Origin of the sequence: Microbacterium sp. (assembly GCF_051860965.1) — a bacterium.
Taxonomy (GTDB): Bacteria; Actinomycetota; Actinomycetes; order Actinomycetales; family Microbacteriaceae; genus Microbacterium.
Genome location: NZ_JBIMKU010000001.1, coordinates 611,926 through 632,251, shown reverse-complemented (window position 1 = coordinate 632,251; position 20,326 = coordinate 611,926). Strand labels below are relative to the sequence as shown.

Below are 20,326 nucleotides of genomic sequence, written 5' to 3'. Positions count from 1 at the left end.
CGTCCGGTCCGATCGTCTCATGCCCGCGCCGACAGCAGTCGGCCGCGAGGCGCTCCGCGGAAGCGCGGCGCCTCGCCCGGTCCGCCCTCGGTCACGTCGTAGACAGGCGTGCCGTGCAGCCACGTGCGCCGCACGCGGCCTGTCAGCAGGCGATGGTCGTACGCCGTGATCGGGTTGCGGTGCAGCAGCGCCGCGGCCTCGATGGCGTGGGGGTCGTCGGGTCCGAACACCGCGAGGTGCGCGGGCGCGCCGATCTCGATGACGCCCCGGCCCGTGAGCCCCGCGACGAGCGCAGGCCCGGTCGTGAAGAGCGGAAGAAGCGTCGCGAGCGGGATGCCGCGGCTGCGCGCTTCGGTCCACACCGCCGACAGGCCCACCTGCAGACCGGAGATGCCGCCCCAGGCGAGCCCGAAGTCGCCGCCGCCCGAGCGCTTGAGGTCGATGGTCGAGGGCGAGTGGTCGCTGACGATCGCGTCGATCGTGCCGTCGACGATCCCGGCCCACAGCAGGTCGCGGTTCGCCGCCCCGCGGATCGGCGGGCAGCACTTGAACTCGGCGGCGCCGTCGGGGATCTGCTCGGCGATGATCGTCAGGTAGTGCGGGCACGTCTCGACGGTGAGGGCGACGCCGTCGGCCTTGGCCGCCCGGATCGCGGGGAGCGAGCCGGCGTCGCTCAGGTGGAGGATGTGCGCGCGGGCGCCCGTGCGACGCGCCTCGGCGATGACCGCGCCGATGGCCGACGCCTCGCTCTCCGGCGGCCTGGAGGCGAGGAACGCGTCGTACCCCCGCCCGAGGGGCCCGTGCTCGTGGAGCAGCGCCGGGTCCTCCGCGTGCACGATGAGCCGCGACCCGATCGCGGCGATCTCCTCCATCGCGGCCCCGAGCTGCGCACGGTCGAGGTGCCCGAACTCCTCGACGCCGGACGGGGAGAGGAAGCACTTGAAGCCGTAGACCCCGGCGTCGTGCAGGGGCGCGAGCTCGCCCAGGTTCTCCGGCACGGCGCCGCCCCAGAAGCCGATGTCGATGTGAGCGGAGCGCGCGGCGGCCGCCTTCTTCACGGCGAGCGCCTCGACCGTCGTCGTCGGCGGAATCGAGTTGAGGGGCATGTCGACGATCGTCGTCACTCCGCCCGCCGCGGCGGCCAGGGTGGCCGAGCGGAAGCCCTCCCAGTGCGTACGGCCCGGCTCGTTGACATGCACGTGCGAGTCGACGAGTCCGGGCAGCAGCACCGCATCATCGGGCACGAGCACCGATTTGCGCGCAGGACCCTGCGGGGGCTCGATTCCCACGATCACGCCGTGCTGGATCGTGACGTCGGCGGGCCGGAAGGCGCCCTCGATCCACGCGCGCCCGGCGCGGATGCGGCCGGAGCCGCCGGTGCGCAGAGCGGTCGTCATCCCGCCAGCATCCCGCATCCGTGTGACGGGTGGGTTTCGCGGCTCGACGCGCCGCCGTCGTTTCGGGCGACGCGGTTTACATCGGCGAAACCCCTTCGTGCCCTCGGAGCGGTACCGTCGCAGGACGAAGGGGGCCGCGTGCGGATCGACGAGTTCAACGAGCTGGATGCCGCGGACGCCCGCGCGCTCGCGACCGTGTGGGCCGCGATCCCCGTCTGGGTCGACGCGCTCGTCGCCGCCCGACCCTACTCGTCGGCCGACGCACTGACCGAGGCGGCCGCGCTGCTCGCCGCCGGCTGGACGCGCGAAGACCTCGACGCGGCGCTCGCCCATCACCCCCGGATAGGCGCGAAGGTCACCGGCGACGACGCGGAGGCCGCAGCATCCCGTTCCGAGCAGTCGTCGATGACGGATGCCGCGGCCGACGTGTCGGCGCGGATCGCGGCGGGCAACGCCGCCTACGAAGAGCGTTTCGGGCGCGTCTTCCTCATCCGGGCGTCGGGTCGCACGCCCGACGAGATGCTCGCGGAGCTCGAGCGCCGACTCGACGGGGACGACGACGCCGAAGCAGCCGAGGCGACCGGCCAGCTCGCCGAGATCGCTCTGCTGCGCCTGCGCAGCTCCGTCACGGACGAAGGAGTCCCCGCATGAGCCACCTCACCACCCATGTTCTGGATGCCACGGCGGGAGCCGCCGCGCAGGACGTCGTCGTCTCGCTCGCCCGCCACCTGCCCGGCGGCTGCTCCGAGCCGGTCGCCCAGGGCGTCACCGACGCCGACGGGCGTGCGGCGCTCGGTCCCGACGTCCTCGAGCCCGGCATGTACGCGCTCACCTTCGGCACAGGAGCGTGGTTCGCGGACCGCGGCATCCCGAGCTTCCATCCCCTCGTGACCGTGACCTTCACCGTCGAAGCGAACGATCGGCACCTGCACGTGCCGCTCCTGCTCAGTCCGTTCGCATATTCGACATACAGAGGGAGCTAGAGATGGTCGCAGTGAGCCTCGGCGCCAACAAGTACGGCAAGGCCGAGAACCGCGTCGTGCGCATCTACCGCGACACTCCGCGCCACGAGATCGTCGACCTCAATGTCACGTCGCAGCTGCGCGGGACGGCGCTCGTGGACTCGTACGTCGAGGGCGACAACGCCCTCGTCGTAGCGACCGACACCCAGAAGAACACGGTGTTCGCGTTCGCGAAGGAGCACGGCATCCCCTCTCCCGAGGAGTACCTGCTCCATCTCGGCGCGCACTTCGTCGACGGCTTCGACTGGATCGAGGGCGGCCTGTGGCAGGCCGAGCAGTACGAGTGGGAGCGCATCCTCGTGGACGGGAAGCCGCACGATCACTCATTCGTGCGCAAGGGTCAGGGCACGCGTCTCGCTACCGTGCAGAAGTCCGCGGGCGCGACTCATGTGATCGGCGGCGTGAAGGACCTCACGGTGCTGAAGTCCACCGGCTCGGAGTTCGCGGGCTTCCCCCGTGATCGGTACACGACGCTCGTCGAGACCGACGACCGCATCATGGCGACCTCGGTGACCGGGCGCTGGCGTCTCCTGCCCGACGCCGTCGAGGCCGGCATCGACTACAACGGGCTGTACTCCGAGGTCCTCGGCGTGCTGCTCTCGACCTTCGCGACCGTGCACTCTCTCGCGCTGCAGCAGACGCTCTTCGCGATGGGCGCCGCCGCGATCGAGGCGCGACCCGAGATCGCCGAAGTGCGCTTCGCGATGCCGAACAGGCACCACTTCGTCTGCGACCTCTCGCCCTTCGGCCTCGAGAACCCGAACGAGGTCTTCTACGCGGCGGACCGCCCCTACGGCCTCATCGAGGGCACGGTGTCGCGCGACGGTGCCGCGCCGGCTCCGGATGCCTGGGCCGACGTGCCCTCGTTCGTCTGACTCAGCCCCCGGGCAGCAGGGACGCCGTGAACTCGAGCTTGTCGATGACGGGAGCCGGGATCGCGAACGGATACAGATCGCCCTCACCCATCGAGCGGTTGACGACGTTGAACGCGGTGGACAGCGGCATCCACACCCCGATGACGAGCTCTCGCATGCCCGAGACGGCATGCACTCTCTGTTCGTCGAGAAGTCCGTAGGCGACGGCGGTGTCCACCGTGTCGAGGATGTGCATCATGTGCGCCCACGTCTCGGCGAAGTCCTCGAAAGGGTGCATCGTCGCGTACGTCGAGATGTGCGCGGTCTCCCAGTCGGCGGGGGGTCCCTCGGCGTAGTGGCGGTCGATCGCGGCCTGGTAGTCCTCGCGTTCGTCGCCGAAGGTCTCGCGGAATCGGGTGACGACGGCATCGTCCCGCACGAGGGTGGACTGGAAGAAGTGGCCGATCTCGTGGCGGAAGTGGCCGAGCATCGTGCGATAGGGCTCATCCAGTCGATCCCGGAGACCCTCGCGATGCGCTGGATCGCTCTCGGCGAGATCGATCGTGATGACCCCGTCCGCGTGACCCGTCGTGACGGGCTGGTGCTCGCTCGACAGCAGATCGAACGCGAGCCCTCCGACGGATCTCCCGAGGCCCACGCGGTCGAGTTCGACGAGGAGATGGCGCTTGGCCCGCTCCGCCTCGACGACGTTCGCCAGGCCGACCTGATCGGTGTCGGCCGGACGCACGCGCGTCAGGTCGCAGCTCTCGCACTGGCCGCCCTCGAACCGCGCGAGCCACGTGCAGCCCGACAGATTCAGGTTGCGGCATACATGCCAGATCAGACCCTCGCCGTCGACGTATCGACCCGTCGCATCCACGGGCACGATCTCGCGCTCGAGACGCGAGAAGCCGAGGGCCGTGCCGCACGTGACGCAGACCGAGTTCTCGAAGAAGAGCGCTCCGTCGCACACACGGCACCGGAAGGATTTCATGCGGGCTCCGGCTCGAGGACGGGGGCGACGTCGACCGAGACGCGCAGCGTCGACTTCTTCGCCTTCGACCAGATGATGCCGCGCACCGGCGAGACATCGCCGTAGTCCCGACCCCACGCCACGGTGATGTAGCGCTCGTCCGCCCACGTGTCGTTCGTCGGATCGATGTGCAGCCACTGATCCGACGCCGGCAGCCACACGGCGAGCCACGCGTGCGAGGCATCGGCCCCCACGACCCGCGGCTTGCCCGGCGGCGGCTGCGTCGCGAGGTACCCGCTCACGTAGCGGGCCGCGACACCGTGGCTGCGCAGGCACGCGAGGGCGACGTGCGCGAAGTCCTGGCAGACGCCGGCGCGCTTGCGCATGGCGTCCGCGACGGTGCTCGTGACGGTCGTCGCCTTCGTGTCGTAGTCGAAGTCCCGATGGATGCGGTGCATGAGGTCGGTCGCGGCTTCGCCGATCGGGCGTCCGGGGGTGAGGGACACGGCGCCGTAGGCCGCGGCATCCGGAATGTGGGCGACCCGCGGGGACTCGAGAGCGAACTCCGTCGCCGCCCACTGCGCGGGCCAGGCGCCTTCTTCGAGGGGTCGGGCCTGCTCCCACGGCACAGCCAGCGCCGCGTCGTCGTACTGCGGCGCCTCGACGGTGACGTCGCTGGTCGCCGAGATGACGAGGTGCTCATGCGGCTCCGTGACGTGGAAGTAGGTGACGGCGTTGCCGAAGTAGTCGGTGTCGCGCGCGTGATCCGTCGGCACCGGATCGATCGCGACCTCGTGGGACGACAGGTGCTGCCACGGCAGGTCGCGTGGACGCAGGTGATGCGTCCCGAGGCTGTTGCGCACCGGCTTGTCGTACACGTACTCGGTGCGGTGCGTGAGGCGGTACTTCACGATCGGGTCATCTCTTCGATGAGTGAAAGCGACGACATCTCCAGTGCGGGCGGCCCGCCCTCGACGTGCAGCTGCTCGATCGCGTGGCTGAGCCGCGCGACGGCGCTCGACGTCTCGGCGAGGAACGCGACGAGCGCCTCGCGCACACCGTCCTCGGTCCGGGCGGCCAGCACGGTCACGGGGACCGCCTCGACGGAGGCGATGATCTCGTGCAGCAGGCGCTCGGGCCGGGTCGACCCCGTCGAGTCGGGCATCGCGGCGAGAGACGCCTGCACGCGATCGAGCGAGAACGCGATCGAGCGCGGATTGGCGGCATCCTTCACGAGGAGCTCCAGGATGCTGCGCACGCGCCCGTAGCCGCGGTAGCGGCGCCGATGGGTGACGAGGCTCTCGGCGGCGAGCAGCACGGCGTCGAGCACGTCTCGATCGGCCGTCTGCGATCGGGATGCGGTGACGGCGGACAGCAGCGTGCACACCTGCAGGGCCCGCTCGAGATAGCGGCCCGCCTCGATCATCTGCCAGCCGGTGTCGCGGATCATGCTCGCCGTCACGCCGTGCAGCGACAGCACGCCCGTGAGCATCTGCTCGGCGGCGTCGGCGACGGACGACGGATGCGTCGACTCGCGCAGGGTCGCGATGGCCCGGTCGGCGTAGCTGAAGACGCGCCACGTGTCGCCCGAGAGCTGGTCGCGTACGCCCTCGAGCGCCGTGCGCATTCCCGTGAGGGCATGCGCCGCAGATCCTGACCGGCCGGCGTCGACCAGGGCGGACCGCAGATCGGCCTCCGCCGCGAGGGAACGGGATCCCGCGAGGCGGCGGAGCACGCCGAGAAGGACGCCGGATGCCGCGGAGCGGTCTCCGGCGGGTCGGTCGACGAGGGCCTGCGTCGCGATCACGAGGCGCAGGGCGTCCTCGGCCCGCTCGGCGTAGCGGCCGGCCCAGTACATGTCGGCGAGGGCGCGCGGGGCGAACGCGGGGATCGACGGCTCCATCGCGCGCGGCGTGGCCGACGGCAGCCCCTGATCGCTCTCGGCGGCATCCGCCTTGCGCACCCACACGTCCTTCGTGAGCGGGGCGCCCGCGTCATCCCGTGCCGTCGCGAGTCCACCCGCGAGCGTGCGGTACGCCGGTCCGTGCCGGAGCGTGAACGCCCGCACGACCAGCGTGCGCGCCCGCGCCTCGGCGCCCGGCCCCCACACGGGAGCCTGCGAGAGCGGGAGCCGCTCGATGCCGACGAACCGGTACGGATGCGCCGCGATCATCGCTTCGAGCTGGGTCCCCGATGTCGACACCGTGCGGCCGACGAGCGTGCGGACGAGGATCGACTCGGGGTCGTCCCGCAGTCGCTGCAGCACGCGATCGAGCCCGTCGTCGCCGCACCACCACGCCGGCGCGGCGGGCAGTCGCAGCTGCTCGCCGAGCAGGCGCTCGCACGCAGCGGGCAGGAACGGCAGCAGCGCCGGATTCTCGAGGACACCGGCGCCCAGTCCGTTGACGACGCGCACGCGTCCGCGGCGCACGGCCTCGACGAGCCCCGCCACACCGAGACGCGAGTCGCCGCGCAGCTCGAGAGGATCCGACCACTCCGAGTCGACGCGGCGCAGGATGACGTCGACCCGATCGACGGGCTTCGATCGCGGCCAGCGCGGCGGCTTGATCCACACGCTCCCCTCGCTGACGACGAGGTCGCTGCCCTGCACGAGCGGGAAGCCGAGCGAGTTCGCGAGGAAGGCCTGGTCGTACGCCGTCTCGGAGTGCGTGCCCGGTGACAGGACGACGACACGAGGGTCGGTGTCGTCCACCGCTGCACACTGCAGGAGAGCGTCTCGGAACGCCGCGAAGAAGGGCTCGAGGCGGTGGACCTCCGCCTCGCGGTGCAGCTCGGGAAGCAGTCGCGAGACGACCGCGCGGTTGGTCATCGCGTAGCCGAGCCCCGATGGGGCCTGCACCCGGTCGGCGAGCACCCGCCACTCGCCGTCCGCGTCGCGACCGAGGTCGGTGGCCGTCATGAGGAGGGGATGCGTGGTCCCGATGCTCGGCCGCGCGACGGCGCGGATGAATCCGGGGTGGGCGACGACGGCAGCGGCCGGGATGACGCCGTCGGCGAGCAGGCGCTGGTCGCCGTAGACGTCCGCCATGATCGCGTTGAGGAGCTCCGCGCGCTGCGCCAGCCCCGTCTGCAGGCTGTTCCACGTGGAGGCCTCGAGCACGAGCGGGAACGGGTCGAGCCGCCACGGGCGCGCGCCGTCGCGGTGCGTGTAGGTGACGCCGTCGTCCGCGAGCGCGCGCGCGATCTCGGCATCCACTCGCGCGACCTCGGTGGGCGTGAGGCCCAGCGTCGCCGACGCCATCGACTTCCACGCGGGGCGTAGGGTGCCCTCGGGGCCGATGACCTCGTCGAAGCGCGAAGCGCCCCCCGTCGGATCGTCCGACAGGGGAAGCAGCGGCGCTTGCGTGATGCCGGCCGCGTAGTCGTGCAGCACGCTCACCGGGGCGGCACCCTCCGCAGATCGAGGGTGTGCGGGTAGTCGGGCGTCGCGGCACGCCTCGCGGCTTCGCGCATCGCGGCGACGTCGAGGCGTCCGGCCGTGTGGCCCCGCCTCTCGAACCGGCTCGCGCGGCGGGCCTCGGCCTCGTTGGCGTTGATGGGCGGGTGATCGTAGGACCGTCCGCCCGGGTGCACGACATGGTAGGTCGCGCCGCCGAGGCTGGTCTCGCCCGCGATGTCCACGACCTCGAACGTGAGCGGCGCGTGCACCGGGATCGACGGATGCAGCGCCGACCACGGCTGCCAGGCGCGGTAGCGCACGCCGGCGTAGTACTCGCCGAGGTGTCCCGTCGGTGTCAGTGGCACAGGTACACCCTGACACGTCACGAGATGGCGGGACGGGTCGACGCCCCGCACGCGCACCTGGATGCGCTCGACCGACGAGTCGACGTACCGCGACGTACCGCCTGCCGTCGCCTCCTCGCCGAGCACGTGCCACGGCTCGATGGCCTGCCGCAGCTCGAGCTCGATGCCGTCGATGCGCGTCATCCCGATCCTGGGGAATCGGAACTCGATGAACGGATCGAGCCACGTCTCCTCGAACGCGATGCCGTGGGCGCGCAGGTCTGCGACGACCGAGCGGATGTCGGCGGTCGCCCCCTGGGGCAGCAGGAAGTCCTCGTGCAGGCGCGTGCCCCACCGCACGAGCGGTGCCGTGTAGGGCTCCTCCCAGAACATCGCGATCAGGCTCCGCACGAGCAGCGCCTGCACGAGGGCGAGTTCGGGATGCGGCGGCATCTCGAAACCGCGCAGCTCGAGCAGCCCGAGCCGCCCTCGCGAGGAGTCGGGGCTGTAGAGCTTGTCGATGCAGAACTCGGCGCGATGGGTGTTGCCCGTGAGGTCGGTGAGCAGGTGGCGCAGAGCGCGGTCGACCGTCCAGAGCGGCGCGCCCTCCTCGGGGGCGGAGAGCCGACCCACTTCGGCGAGCGCGATCTCCATCTCGTAGACGGACTCGGGACGGCCCTCGTCGAAGCGAGGCGCCTGACTCGTCGGGCCGATGAAGCGTCCCGAGAAGAGATAGGAGAGCGAGGGATGCCGCTGCCAGTACGCGATGAGGCTCGCGAGCAGATCGGGGCGGCGCAGCAGCGGCGAATCCACCGGCCGTGTTCCGCCGAGCGTGATGTGGTTGCCGCCGCCCGTGCCGGTGTGCAGGCCGTCGAGGTCGAACTTCTCGGTCGCGAGTCGGCTCTGCCGAGCGAGGTCGTACAGCGTCCGCGTGAGCTCGCGCTGGTCCGCCCACGACGACGTCGGCTGCACGTTGACCTCGATGACGCCGGGGTCGGGTGTGACGATGAGCTGCGTCAGGCGCGCGTCGGGCGGGGGGCCGTACCCTTCCAGCACGATCGGGACGCCGGCGTAGGTCGCCGCGCGTTCGATGACGGCCAGGAGCGACGCGTAGGCCTCGAGCGTCGTGGTGGGCGGCAGGAAGACGAAGACGTGACCGTCGCGACCCTCGATCGCGATCGCCGTGCGCGGCGCCTCGTCGGGGCTGACCACCTCGACGATCGGGATGCCCGCCACCAGCGGCTCATCGGCCTCGAGGTACGACGGCTCTCCGGGATGCTCGGGATCGACCCACGACACGGAATCCAATGGCAGCCGGGCGCCGATCGCGCTGGCTCCGGGCGTGAGCACGAGCCGGCCGCGGCGGAACCGCCAGGCGGGGCTCGTCCAGGCGTCGTCGGTCGTGAGCGGCAGCACCCAGCCGGTCGGCGTGCGCTCGCCGGCATCCAGCTCTCCGACCTCTGCCGTCTCGTCGCCGGGTCGCGGCCCCTCGGGCTTGCGCACCTCGGCGGCGAGGGCTGCGAGCGGGTCCTCGTACGCGGGGAGGAGCTGGGATGCCGGCAGCCCCAGCGACGACGTGATGCCCCGAGCGACCACCTCCGCGTCGTAGCGGGCGGTCGTCGAGTCCGATGCCCGCCACGGGTCGTCGAGAAGATCGGGGTCGGTCCACAGGGGCACGCCGTCGGTGCGCCACTGGAGCGCGATGTTCCAGCGCGGCAGCGGCTCGCCCGGGTACCACTTGCCGTCGCCGCGGTGCACGACGCCGCCCTGTGCGTAGACCCCGCGCAGCCTGTCGGCGAGTTCCGTCGCGAGGGCGCGCTTGTGCTCGCCGTCGGCGGTCGTGTTCCATTCCTTCGCGGTCGCGTCGTCGAGAGCGACGAAGGTCGGCTCGCCGCCCATCGTCAGCCGCGCGTCGCCCCGCCGCAGACGCTCGTCGACGGCCTCGCCCAGCGCGTCGATGCGCTCCCACTGCTGCGGCGTGTACGGCTTCGTCGTGCGCGGGTCCTCGTGCACGCGACGCACCTCGTTGCGGAAGTCGAACTCGACCGCGACGGGCGCCGTGGACCCTTCGATGGGCGCCGCGCTGCTCGGATGGGGCGTCGCCGACAGCGGAATGTGACCTTCGCCCGCGAACAGGGCGCTCGTGGCATCCATCCCGATCCATCCCGCACCCGGGACGAAGACCTCTGCCCACGCGTGCAGGTCGGTGAAGTCCGCGGTGGGTCCGGAAGGGCCGTCGAGGGATGCCTGGTCCGCCGCGAGCTGCACGAGATAGCCCGACACGAAACGGGCCGCGAGCCCGTACCGGCGCAGCAGGCTGACGAGCAGCCAGGCCGAGTCGCGGCACGAGCCGATGCCGCGCGCGAGGGTCTCGTCGGGCGACTGCACGCCGGGCTCCATGCGCACGTCGTAGACCACCGCGCCGTTCACCGCGCGGTTGAGGTCCGCGAGGAACGTGACCGTCGGCACGCCGTCGGCGGGAAGCGGCGGGAGCCGCTGCATCCAGTCCCCCGCCCCGGCACTGTCGTCGACCGTGGCCCGATACGGCGCGAGATCGTCGGCGAGGTCGGGCGGGTAGGCGAAGGGGAACCGCTCGGCGTACTCCTCGATGAAGAAGTCGAACGGGTTGATGACCATGAGATCGGCCACGAGTCCGACCGTGATCTCGAGGTGGCTGACCTTCTCGGGGAAGACGACGCGCGCCACCCAGTTGCCGAAGGGGTCCTGCTGCCAGTTGATGAAGTGCTCGGCCGGACTGATCTGCAGCGAGTACGCCTCGATCGGGGTGCGCGTGTGCGGCGCGGGTCGCAGGCGGATGAGATGCGGATGCACCGTGACCGGATGCGCGAACCGATAGCCCGTGTAGTGCTCGAGCGCGACCTTGACCGACATGGGTCAACCATGCACCATCGCTGTTGCGGTGGGGTTACGGGTGGGCGCCGCGGCCCACGGAGCGCTCAGCGATCACTCAGCAAACGCCCCGGGGGTCACCCCTAGACTTCGAAGTCCAAGGGGAGTACTCCGACACGGTCGGCTCGTCAGTTCGGATGCGTCATCGCATCCCGGGTCACCGGTCCTCGATCGCGAGGATGGAGAAGACCTTGGCGCTGATCCGCTCACGCCAAGGTAAGGACCCCCGCTGTGAACATCACTCCGCTCGTCTGGCTCATCACGATCGCCGTCACGATCGCCTTCTTCGTCTACGAGTTCTTCGCTCACGTGCGCAAGCCGCACGAGCCGACCATCGGTGAATCCGCCCGCTGGTCGGCCTTCTACATCGGCCTCGCGCTGCTCTTCGGCGTCGGCATCGGCATGGTGTCGGGCTGGACGTACGGCGGCGAGTACTTCGCCGGCTACCTGACCGAGAAGGCGCTGTCGATCGACAACCTGTTCGTCTTCCTCATCGTCATGACGAGCTTCGCCGTTCCGAAGATCTATCAGCAGAAGGTCCTGATGATCGGCATCGTGATCGCGCTCATCATGCGCGGGGCGTTCATCGCGGTGGGCGCCGCCCTCATCGAGAACTTCACCTGGGTGTTCTACCTGTTCGGCGCGCTCCTGCTGTACCTCGCGTATCGGCAGGCGTTCGCGCACGGCGAGTCCAACCCGGCGGACGGACGGTTCATGCGGGCCGCCCGTCGGGTGCTTCCGGTGAGCGATCAGTACAACGGCGACCGGCTGACCGTCGTCAACGACGGCCGGCGGTTCGTCACGCCCATGCTGCTCGTGATCGTGGCGATCGGGTTCGTCGACCTCATCTTCGCCGTCGACTCGATCCCGGCGATCTACGGCCTCACGAACGAGGCGTACATCGTCTTCACGGCCAACGCCTTCGCCCTCATGGGGCTGCGCCAGCTCTTCTTCCTCATCGGCGGGCTGCTCGAGCGCCTCGTCTACCTCGCGCAGGGGCTCGCCGTCATCCTGGCCTTCATCGGCGTGAAGCTGCTCATCCACGCCCTCCACAAGAACGAGCTGCCGTTCATCAACGGCGGGGAGCCCATCACGGTGATCCCCGAGATCCCGATCTGGCTCTCGCTGCTGTTCATCGCAGGGACGATCGCCGTGGCCACCGTGGCGAGCCTGGTCAAGACGCGCGGCGACCGCGTGCGCGAGACACCCGTCGTCGCCGACGAGATCAGTCGCGGCGCCGATGCCCCCTGATGCACGCGGAGGCGGCGGACTTCTCGCCGCCTCTCCTCGCCGCGGGGATGTTCACGCGCATGTAAGCGCTTGCAGTATCCTGGCGGGATGACTGCGACCGTGACCTCCGAGCGCACCGATGCCCACTCGCTCCCCGCCGGGCCCGAGTGGTGGCGCACCGCCGTGATCTACCAGATCTATCCGCGCTCCTTCGCCGACAGCTCGGGCGACGGCATCGGCGACCTCCCGGGCGTGACCGAGCACCTCGAGGACCTCGCCGATCTCGGCATCGACGCGATCTGGCTGAGCCCGTTCCAGCTCTCCCCGCAGAAGGACGCCGGCTACGACGTCGCCGACTACTGCGACGTCGACCCCCTCTTCGGCACGCTGGACGACTTCGACGACCTGCTCGCCGCGTCGCACGGCCGCGGCATCCGGATCATCGTCGATCTCGTGCCCAACCACTCGTCCGACCAGCACGTCTGGTTCCAGCAGGCGATCGCCTCCGCTCCCGGCAGCCGCGAGCGCGCGCGCTACATGTTCCGCGACGGCAAGGGCGAGAACGGCGAGCTGCCGCCCAACAACTGGGAGTCGGTCTTCGGCGGACCCGCGTGGACGCGCCTCGTCGAGGCCGACGGCACGCCCGGACAGTGGTACCTCCATCTCTTCGACTCGTCGCAGCCCGACTTCGACTGGTCGAACGAGGAGGTCCGCGAGGAATTCCGTCGCATCCTGCGCTTCTGGCTCGACCGCGGTGTCGACGGCTTCCGCGTCGATGTCGCCCACGGCCTCGTCAAGGCCGAGGGCCTGCCCGACTACACGCCCGACCCCGACGCCGGCTCGATGGGCGGCGAAGAGGCGAACGTGCCGTACTGGGGTCAGCCCGGAGTGCACGACGTCTACCGCGACTGGCACGCGCTCGTCGCGGAGTACGCGGGCGATCGCGCCCTCTGCGCCGAGGCCTGGCTGCCGACGCCCGAGAAGACCGCCCTGTGGGTGCGCCCCGACGAGATGCACCAGGCCTTCAACTTCGCGTACCTCGAGACGGAATGGGATGCCGCGGCCCTCCGCTCCGTCATCACCGAGTCGCTCGACGCCTACGCAGCCGTCGGCGCGCCGAGCACGTGGGTGCTGTCGAATCACGACGTCGTGCGCCACGCGTCGCGCCTCGCGCTGACCGCCGAGAACCCGCAGGGTCACGGCATCGGGCCCGATTCGCCCGGCAAGCCGATCCCCGAGGTCGGCCTGCGCCGCGCGCGCGCTGCGACGACGCTCATGCTCGCCCTGCCCGGCTCCGCGTATCTCTACCAGGGCGAGGAGCTCGGGCTGCCCGAGGTCATCGACATCCCCGGCGAGGCCCGGCAGGACCCGACGTGGTTCCGCACCGACGGAGAGCGGTACGGACGCGATGGATGCCGCGTCCCGCTGCCCTGGACGACCGGCGGTCCCGCCTACGGCTTCAGCGACAGCGGAGCCTCGTGGCTTCCGCAGCCCGCGGAGTGGGCCACGCTCGCACGCGAGGCGCAGGTCGGCGATCCCTCCTCCACCCTCACGCTGTACCGGGGCCTGCTTGCCGCGCGCAAGGCACGCGCGCTCGGCGCCGGAGTGCTCGATTGGATCGACGCCGGCGACGACGTCCTGGCATTCCGCAACGGGAATGTGACGGTGGTCGCGAACCTCGGCACTGCTCCGATCGCGCTGCCGGACGGTATCGTGATCGCGGCGAGCGGCCCGGTCGAGGGCGCGACGCTGCCGACCGACACCGCGGTCTGGCTCGCCGACGACTGAGCACCGCTCGAGAGGAATGACGACGTGGTCAGCATCGACGAGGTCGCCCGCCACGCGGGCGTGTCGACGGCGACCGTGTCGCGCGCCCTGAGCGGGCGCGGTCACGTCTCGGAGCCCACGCGGGCGAGGGTCGAGGCATCCGCCAAGAGCCTCGGCTACGTCGTCTCGTCGTCCGCGTCGAGCCTCGCCTCGGGGCGTACGCGCAACATCGGCGTCCTCGTGCCGTTCCTCGACCGCTGGTTCTTCTCGACGGTCCTGAGCGGCGTCGCATCCGCCCTCATGCGCCGCGGCTACGACATCACCCTCTACAGCCTGACCGCCGACCACCAAGCCCGCCTCGAGATCTTCGACACCTTCCTCCGGCGTCAGCGCGTCGACGGGGTCATCGCGATCTCGATCGAGCTCGGCGAGGCCGAGACCGAGCGGCTCGTCGAGCTGGGGATGCCGGTCATCGCGATCGGCGGCCCGAACCCCCGCCTCACGACCCTCACCGTCGACGACGTCGCGGTCGCTCGCCTGGCGACCGAGCACCTCCTGGCCCTCGGGCACCGCGAGATCGCGCACATCGGCGCCAGCCCCGAGTTCGACATCGACTTCCACATCCCGACGCACCGCCGGCAGGGCTTCGAGCAGGCGCTGGCGGATGCCGGCATCCCTGTGCGCCCCGGTCTCTTCGAGCCGGCCGACTTCACGATCGAAGGCGGGTTCCGCGCCGCGAAACAGCTTCTCGGCAAGCCGGGCGGGCGTCCGACGGCGATCTTCGCCGCCTCCGACGAGATGGCGATCGGCGCACTGCTCGCCGCACGCGAGCTCGGCTACCGCGTGCCCGAGGACCTCTCGGTGGTGGGCATCGACGGCCACGAGCTGGGCGAGTTCTTCCGTCTCACCACGGTCGACCAGTTCCCGCTCGGTCAGGGCGAGCGCGCGGCGGACGCGATCCTCGATCAGCTCGAGGCATCCGGAGCCCACCATGCCCCCAACCAGCTCCCCTACGAGCTGATCGTGCGCGGCTCGACCGCCCGCATCTGACCGGGCCTCCCCCGCCGCGGGCCTCTCGCGAACCCACCCATCTCTCGCGAACCCACCCGATTCTGCGCACCGAACTGGGTGGGTTCGCGAAAAATGGGCGGGTTCGGCGGTAGGGCAGGCGCCCCGAACCCGCGCGGGCCGCCGCGTAGGCTCGAGGCATGACGATCGACCTCGAAGCGCTGTACACCGATCTGCACCGCCACCCGGAGCTCTCGTTCCAGGAGACCCGCACGGCGGGCGTCATCGCCCGTCACCTCGACGAGCTCGGCATCGAGTTCGAAGAGGGCATCGGCAAGACGGGCATCGCATCGGTCATCCGCAACGGCGACGGACCCGTCGTCTGGCTCCGGGCCGACATGGACGCCCTCCCCGTCCCCGAGCAGACCGGCCTCGATTACGCGAGCACGGCGCGCGGCATCGACCCGGCCGGTCTCGACGTCCCGGTCATGCACGCGTGCGGCCACGACATGCACGTCACGGCACTGCTCGGCGCGCTCGAGAAGCTCGTGGCGACGAAGGACGAGTGGTCGGGAACGATCGTGGCCGTCTTCCAGCCCGCCGAGGAGTACGGTGCGGGTTCGCAGGCGATGATCGCCGACGGCGTCCTCGACAGGTTCCCGAAGCCCGACATCGTACTGGGGCAGCACGTCACCCCCCTCCCCGCCGGAACGATCGGCGTGCGCAGCGGCACGCAGATGGCCGCCTCCGACGGCCTCACCGTGACCCTGCTCGGGCGGGGTGGACACGGGTCGAGACCGCACTCCACGATCGACCCGGTCGTCATGGCCGCAGCGACCGTCATGCGACTTCAGACGATCGTGTCGCGCGAGGTCGATCCGCGCGACGTCGCGGTGGTCACGGTCGGCTCGATCCACGCGGGGCTGAAGAACAACATCATCCCCGCCGAGGCGAAGCTCGAGCTGAGCCTGCGCTACCCCGACGATGCGGCGCGCGCGCGGATCCTCGAGAAGGTCGAGCGCGTCGTGCGCGCGGAGGCCCAGGCATCCGGTGCCGAAGAGCAGCCCGTCATCGCCGTCGACCACTCCCTTCCTCCGACGATCAACGACGTCGACGCGACGGCGCAGCTGACCGCGGCGTTCGACCGCGCCTTCGGCGAGGGCACGGTCATCGACCCCGGCATGTTCACGGGCAGCGAGGACGTCTCGTGGTTCGCACGCGAATCCGGCGCGCCCCTGGTGTTCTGGTTCTGGGGCGGTGTCGATCCCGTGGCGTACAAGACGGCGAAGGATGCCGGAACACTCGAGCGGGACATCCCGACCAATCACTCGCCGTTCTTCGCCCCGGTCATCCACCCGACGCTCGAGATCGGGGTCGACGCACTCGTCACCGCCGCGCGGGAGTTCCTCGACTAGAGATCGTCGCGCGCGTCACGGCACAGGGCGGCGGGCATTCACCGGCTGATCTGGTCATCCGCATGGCGATTCCTGCCGTCGGCGGGGCGTAAGGATTCCGTCAGGATGCCGGTTCTGAGGCGTCCTCACGAAATCCATAGGCGTAATATCGCCCGCCGTGACGTATGAAAGTCGTGAGCCCGCCGAGGAACCGCCCCTCGCGAAACGCCTGATCCTGGGTGAGCCCCTCACCTCCGAGGCGCTCGATGAGCAGCTGCTTCCGAAGAAGCGCGCACTGCCGATCTTCGCGTCCGACGCGTTGAGCTCCGTCGCCTACGCGCCGCAGGAGCTGCTGATGATCCTCCTCGTCGGCGGTACGGCGTTCCTCGCGTTCAGCCCGTGGGTGGCGGCGGCGGTCGTCGTGCTGCTGATCGTGGTCGTCGTGAGCTACCGACAGCTCATCAAGGCCTACCCGTCGGGCGGCGGCGACTACGAGGTCGCGAGCAAGAACCTGGGCGAAGTGCCGGGCGTCGTCGTGGCCGCGGCCCTGCTCGTCGACTACGTGCTGACGGTGGCCGTGTCGGTCGCCTCGGGCGTCGACAACATCATCTCGGCGATCCCCGAGCTGAATCCCGGTCGCATCGAGCTCGCGGTCGGCTTCGTCATCCTGATCGTGATCGTCAACCTGCGCGGCGTGCGCGAGGCATCCTTCGCCTTCGCGATCCCCACCTACGTGTTCATCGGATCTGTCGCGATCATGATCGTCGTCGGCATCGCGCGCACCCTCCTCGGCGACCCGCCGATCGCGTCGAGCGCGGAGTTCGAGGTGCAGGGCGAGCAGCTGACCCAGGCAGCCGTCATCCTGCTGATCCTGCGCGCCTTCTCGAGCGGCTGCTCCGCGCTCACCGGCGTCGAAGCCGTCTCGAACGGCGTCCCCGCCTTCCGCAAGCCCAAGATCCGCAACGCGCAGATGACGCTCGTGCTCATGGGCGGCATCGCGATCCTGCTCTTCTCGGGACTCACCGCCATCGGGCTCATCTCGGGCGTGCACTACGCCGAGAACCCCTGCAACCTCATCGGCTTCGACTGCGAGGCGGGCCCGCAGCCGAGCCTCATGGCCCAGATCGCGGCGGCGACCTTCGGCATGGGGTCGATCCCCTTCTTCATCATCCAGGCGGCGACCGCGTGCGTCCTGCTCCTCGCGGCGAACACCGCCTTCAACGGCTTCCCCCTGCTGGGGTCGGTGCTGGCGCGCGACGGCTACGCCCCGAAGGCGCTCAACACCCGCGGGGACCGGCTCGTCTACTCGAACGGCATGATCATCCTCGGCATCGCCGCGATCGTCGTGCTCATCGTGTACCAGGCGAACCTCACGACCCTGATCCAGCTCTACATCATCGGCGTCTTCGTGTCGTTCTCGCTCGGGCAGATCGGCATGGTGCGGCACTGGAGACGCGCGCTGCGCAACCTCGCGGCACTGACTCCGGATGCCGCGGCCCAGGCATCCGCCGCGTACGAGCGTCGATCGGCGCGCACAGGGCTCGTGATCAACTCGCTCGGCGCGGCCCTCACCGTCTTCGTGCTGCTGATCGTGACGGTGACGAAGTTCACCCACGGCGCGTGGCTCGTCTTCATCGCGATCCCGATCCTCGCGACGCTCATGATCGGCGTGAACCGCTACTACCGCGACGTCGAGCACGAGATCCAGGTCGACGACGCGACCCACTTCGGCTCGGAGGGCGACCTCGCGATCGTGCTCGTCAACCGACTGCAGAAGCCGGTCATCAAGGCGATCGACTACGCCCTCGCCGCGAAGCACGAGAAGGCCGTCGCCGTGCACGTCGCCGTGAGCGAGGCCGAGTCCGCCGAGCTGCAGCGGCAGTGGCAGGAGCACCGCATCCCGATGAAGCTCCTCATCATCGAGTCGCCCTACCGCTCCTACGCCTCGCCCGTGGCGAAGTTCATCAAGAAGTACCGCGAGGAGCACGGCTCTTCGGTCGTCACCGTCTACCTCCCGCAGTACATCGTCGGACACTGGTGGGAATCGATCCTGCACAACCGGCGCTCGGGCCGCATCGCCCAGCAGCTCATGCTCATCCACGGGGTGAGCATCACCCTCGTGCCGTGGCTGCTCGATTCGTCCGAGCTCATCTACGGTCGGCGCTCACGCCCTCTCCCCGGCGACGAGCGCGCGGGACGCCCCGCCCCCGAGGTGCACCACATCGGCCGCCGGGTGTCGCGCACGGAGGGACCCCCCGCGCCCGTCGACCCGGGGGCGCGTAGCCTGGAGGGGTGAGTTCCACCCCCACGACGTTCGACGTCCGCGCGGATTTCCCGATCCTGTCGCAGACCGTGCACGGCACGCCGCTCGTGTACCTCGACTCGGGTGCGACCAGCCAGAAGCCGCAGGTCGTGCTCGACGCGGAGGTCGACTTCCTGACGCGGGCGAACTCCGCCGTGCATCGCGGCGCGCACACTCTGGCGGGCGAGGCGACGGAGCTCTTCGAGGATGCCCGCGCCACCGTGTCGGGGTTCCTCGGCGCGCGGCCCGAGCAGCTCGTCTGGACGAGCGGCGCGACCTTCGCGCTCAACCTCGTCGCGTATGCGATCGGCAACGCGACAGCGGGCCGCGGACCGTCGCGGTTCGCCCTCGCGCCCGGTGACGAGATCGTCGTGACCGAGACCGAGCACCACGCCAACCTCATCCCGTGGCAGGAGCTCGCGGCCCGCACGGGCGCCGTCCTGCGGTCCATCCCGGTGCGCGACGACGGGACGCTGGACACGGATGCCGCGGCATCCCTCATCGGCGAGCGCACGCGCGTCGTCGCCTTCACCCACGTCTCGAACGTGCTCGGCATCGTCAACCCGGTCGCCGAGCTGGTCGCGCTCGCGCGCACCGCGGGAGCGCTCACCGTGCTCGACGCCTGCCAGTCCGCTCCGCACCTGCCGTTCGACTTCGATGCGCTCGGCGTCGACCTCGCCGCCTTCTCGGGTCACAAGATGCTCGGCCCCTACGGCGTCGGCGGGCTGCTGGGACGCTCCGATGTGCTCGACGACCTGCCGCCCTTCCTCACCGGCGGGTCGATGGTCACGACCGTGACGCTCGACGAGGCGCACTTCCTCGCAGCACCCCAGAAGTTCGAGGCGGGCACGCAGCCGGTGTCGCAGGCGATCGGCCTCGCCGCCGCAGCGCGCTACCTCGAGGGTCTCGGGATGGACGCCGTCCACGACCGGGAGCGCACCCTCGAGCGGCGGATGATGGCCGGCCTGCGAGAGATCGAAGGCGTCCGCATCCTCGGCGACGCGTCCGGGGTCGAGCGGGTGGGCATCGCGTCGTTCGATGTCGAAGGAGTGCACGCGCACGACGTCGGGCAGTTCCTCGACGACCGCGGTGTCGCGGTGCGCGTCGGTCATCACTGCGCGAAGCCGCTGCACGCCCGCTTCGGGCTGACGGCGTCGGTACGGGCATCCACGTCCGTCTTCACGACCGACGACGAGATCGACGTGTTCCTCGACGCGCTCGCCGGTGTGCGCCCGTTCTTCGGAGTCGGCGCGTGAGCCTCGAGGCGCTGTACCAGGAGCTGCTGCTCGACCACTCCAAGCGGCCGCGCGGCAAGGAGCTCGCCCCCGAGGAGCGCCGCTCGGCGACCTCCCACCAGCACAACCCGATCTGCGGGGACGACGTGACGCTGCGCGTCCGCATGAGCGACGACGGCGACGTCATCCGCGACGTGACGTGGGACGGCTCCGGCTGCTCGATCTCGCAGGCCTCTGCGTCGATGCTGACCGAGATCGCCGACGGGATGCCGCGGGCCGAGGCATCCGCCCTCATCGACGGGTTCCGCACGGCCCTGCGCTCGCGCGGCGAGATCGTGCTCGACGAGGACGTCTACCTGGATGCCGCGGCGCTGTCGGGCGTCTCGAAGTACGTCGCGCGGGTCAAGTGCGCGATGCTCGCATGGGTCGCGCTCGAAGACGCCCTCGCCCGCGCCTGAGGGTTCACTCCGCCGCCGAGAGTACTTCCTCC

At 70.5% G+C, this 20,326-nt stretch carries 15 protein-coding genes; 10 read left to right on the top strand and 5 right to left on the bottom strand.

What is annotated here, in order from left to right:
- Positions 1-17: 17 nt before the first annotated feature.
- Positions 18-1,397, bottom strand: coding sequence for an allantoinase AllB (gene allB / locus ACTIFV_RS02955; RefSeq protein WP_439591258.1), 1,380 nt, complete (start codon positions 1,395-1,397; stop codon positions 18-20).
- A 138-nt stretch (positions 1,398-1,535) separates the two neighbouring features.
- Here allB and uraD point away from each other — a divergent pair, with 138 nt between their 5' ends.
- Genes uraD through pucL form a run of 3 tightly spaced genes read left to right on the top strand, consistent with a single transcriptional unit; the run spans position 1,536 to position 3,294 of the window.
- Positions 1,536-2,048, top strand: a complete 513-nt coding sequence (gene uraD / locus ACTIFV_RS02950; RefSeq protein WP_439591257.1) for a 2-oxo-4-hydroxy-4-carboxy-5-ureidoimidazoline decarboxylase — start codon at positions 1,536-1,538, stop codon at positions 2,046-2,048.
- Complete coding sequence (gene uraH, locus ACTIFV_RS02945) at positions 2,045-2,380, top strand: hydroxyisourate hydrolase (RefSeq protein WP_439591256.1); 336 nt, start codon at positions 2,045-2,047, stop codon at positions 2,378-2,380. The genes uraD and uraH overlap by 4 nt, the downstream gene beginning before the upstream one ends.
- 2 nt (positions 2,381-2,382) lie before the next feature.
- Positions 2,383-3,294 carry a factor-independent urate hydroxylase gene (gene pucL, locus ACTIFV_RS02940; RefSeq protein ID WP_439591255.1) on the top strand — a complete coding sequence of 304 codons (912 nt, stop codon included), beginning with the start codon at positions 2,383-2,385 and terminating at the stop codon, positions 3,292-3,294.
- Between the two features lies 1 nt (position 3,295).
- On the opposite strand, the gene ACTIFV_RS02935 is transcribed toward pucL, so the two are convergent.
- Genes ACTIFV_RS02935 through ACTIFV_RS02920 form a run of 4 tightly spaced genes read right to left on the bottom strand, consistent with a single transcriptional unit; the run spans position 3,296 to position 10,882 of the window.
- On the bottom strand, positions 3,296-4,267 hold the full coding sequence (locus ACTIFV_RS02935) for a zinc-binding metallopeptidase family protein (protein WP_439591254.1): 972 nt from the start codon (positions 4,265-4,267) through the stop codon (positions 3,296-3,298).
- Positions 4,264-5,157, bottom strand: a complete 894-nt coding sequence (locus ACTIFV_RS02930; RefSeq protein WP_439591253.1) for a transglutaminase family protein — start codon at positions 5,155-5,157, stop codon at positions 4,264-4,266. The genes ACTIFV_RS02935 and ACTIFV_RS02930 overlap by 4 nt, the downstream gene beginning before the upstream one ends.
- On the bottom strand, positions 5,154-7,646 hold the full coding sequence (locus ACTIFV_RS02925; RefSeq protein ID WP_439591252.1) for a circularly permuted type 2 ATP-grasp protein: 2,493 nt from the start codon (positions 7,644-7,646) through the stop codon (positions 5,154-5,156). The genes ACTIFV_RS02930 and ACTIFV_RS02925 overlap by 4 nt, the downstream gene beginning before the upstream one ends.
- Positions 7,643-10,882 carry a DUF2126 domain-containing protein gene (locus tag ACTIFV_RS02920; protein WP_439591251.1) on the bottom strand — a complete coding sequence of 1,080 codons (3,240 nt, stop codon included), beginning with the start codon at positions 10,880-10,882 and terminating at the stop codon, positions 7,643-7,645. Before ACTIFV_RS02920 ends, ACTIFV_RS02925 begins: the two co-directional genes overlap by 4 nt.
- A gap of 249 nt (positions 10,883-11,131) precedes the next feature.
- Between ACTIFV_RS02920 and ACTIFV_RS02915 the strand changes: the two genes are divergently transcribed.
- The 7 genes from ACTIFV_RS02915 to sufU all read left to right on the top strand — a co-directional run bounded on the left by ACTIFV_RS02915 (position 11,132) and on the right by sufU (position 20,294).
- Positions 11,132-12,151 (top strand): TerC family protein, encoded by a 1,020-nt coding sequence (locus tag ACTIFV_RS02915; RefSeq protein WP_439591250.1) that lies wholly within the window; start codon positions 11,132-11,134, stop codon positions 12,149-12,151.
- 87 nt (positions 12,152-12,238) lie between these two features.
- The gene (locus tag ACTIFV_RS02910; RefSeq protein ID WP_439591249.1) at positions 12,239-13,918 is read left to right on the top strand and encodes a glycoside hydrolase family 13 protein; all 1,680 of its coding nucleotides are present in this window, start codon (positions 12,239-12,241) and stop codon (positions 13,916-13,918) included.
- Positions 13,919-13,942: 24 nt separating this feature from the next.
- Positions 13,943-14,947 (top strand): LacI family DNA-binding transcriptional regulator, encoded by a 1,005-nt coding sequence (locus tag ACTIFV_RS02905; protein WP_439591248.1) that lies wholly within the window; start codon positions 13,943-13,945, stop codon positions 14,945-14,947.
- 158 nt (positions 14,948-15,105) lie between these two features.
- The gene (locus ACTIFV_RS02900) at positions 15,106-16,320 is read left to right on the top strand and encodes an amidohydrolase (protein ID WP_439591247.1); all 1,215 of its coding nucleotides are present in this window, start codon (positions 15,106-15,108) and stop codon (positions 16,318-16,320) included.
- Between the two features lie 157 nt (positions 16,321-16,477).
- The gene (locus ACTIFV_RS02895) at positions 16,478-18,595 is read left to right on the top strand and encodes an APC family permease (RefSeq protein WP_439591246.1); all 2,118 of its coding nucleotides are present in this window, start codon (positions 16,478-16,480) and stop codon (positions 18,593-18,595) included.
- On the top strand, positions 18,592-19,857 hold the full coding sequence (locus ACTIFV_RS02890) for an aminotransferase class V-fold PLP-dependent enzyme (protein ID WP_439591245.1): 1,266 nt from the start codon (positions 18,592-18,594) through the stop codon (positions 19,855-19,857). The genes ACTIFV_RS02895 and ACTIFV_RS02890 overlap by 4 nt, the downstream gene beginning before the upstream one ends.
- Positions 19,854-20,294, top strand: coding sequence for a Fe-S cluster assembly sulfur transfer protein SufU (gene sufU, locus ACTIFV_RS02885; RefSeq protein ID WP_439591244.1), 441 nt, complete (start codon positions 19,854-19,856; stop codon positions 20,292-20,294). The genes ACTIFV_RS02890 and sufU overlap by 4 nt, the downstream gene beginning before the upstream one ends.
- Positions 20,295-20,326: the final 32 nt, after the last annotated feature.